This window comes from Corallococcus sp. AB045 (assembly GCF_003668895.1).
Classification (GTDB): domain Bacteria; phylum Myxococcota; class Myxococcia; order Myxococcales; family Myxococcaceae; genus Corallococcus; species Corallococcus coralloides.
In genome coordinates this window covers 1-853 of record NZ_RAWN01000426.1, presented here as the reverse complement: position 1 = coordinate 853, position 853 = coordinate 1, and the positions used below count along the sequence as shown (strand labels likewise).

The window sequence follows — 853 nt, the reverse complement described above, 5'->3', positions numbered from 1 at the left end:
TAGGTTCTGTGGACACTTATCGTAACCATAGGACGATGGCGGCCAGGGTGACGACGGCGCGATAGTTTCTGGCGGTTTTCTCGAAGCGTGTGGCGACGCGACGGAACTGTTTGAGCTTGGAAAAGCAGCACTCGATCAGGTGGCGCTGAGCGTAGAGGTGCTTGTCGAGCGAGTGCTTCCTGGCACGCGAGGGATTGTTGGGGATCACCGCAAGGGCGCCTTTGTCAGCGATGGCCTGGCGCAGATAATCGGCATCGTAGGCGGTATCGCCCATCACCGCCTGGGCGGGCAGGCCCTCGATCAGAGCCGCAGCCTGCGGGGCATCGCCGCGATGACCGGCCGTAAGGACAAACCGCACCGGACAGCCCAGACCTCGCACCGCCAAATGGATCTTGGTGCTCAGGCCGCCACGCGAGCGGCCCAGGGCCTGATCTTCAGATCCCCTTTTTTCGCTCCCGCTGCATGCTGGTGGGCGCGAACAATGGTAGAGTCGACGATCAGGTATTCGAAGTCGGGATCGTCCGAGAGCGCCTCGAAGATGCGCCACCAGACCCCCTTGGCGCTCCAGCGGCTAAAGCGGCGAAAGACACTGTTCCAGTCGCCAAACGCGTCCGGTAAGTCGCGCCAGGGCGAACCCGTCCGCACGATCCACAGCACGCCCTCGACAAACATCCGATTGTCCCGGCCCGTCGAGCCCTTCTGATCCGGCCGCCCGATGATCAGCGGCGCAATCCGCTCCCACTGAGCATCGCTCAGCACCAAACGATCCAGCACGCCCAAGACCGCCTCCCAAAAAGCAGTCTTGAATCACGCCCTGACGCCTAAGGGAATCCTAAGAGTCCACAGAGCCTAG

1 pseudogene is annotated in these 853 nt (G+C 62.3%); it reads right to left on the bottom strand.

Features of this window, described 5'->3' with window-relative positions:
* Positions 1-16 precede the first annotated feature (16 nt).
* Positions 17-759: pseudogene (locus D7Y21_RS41265) on the bottom strand (IS5 family transposase).
* Positions 760-853: the final 94 nt, after the last annotated feature.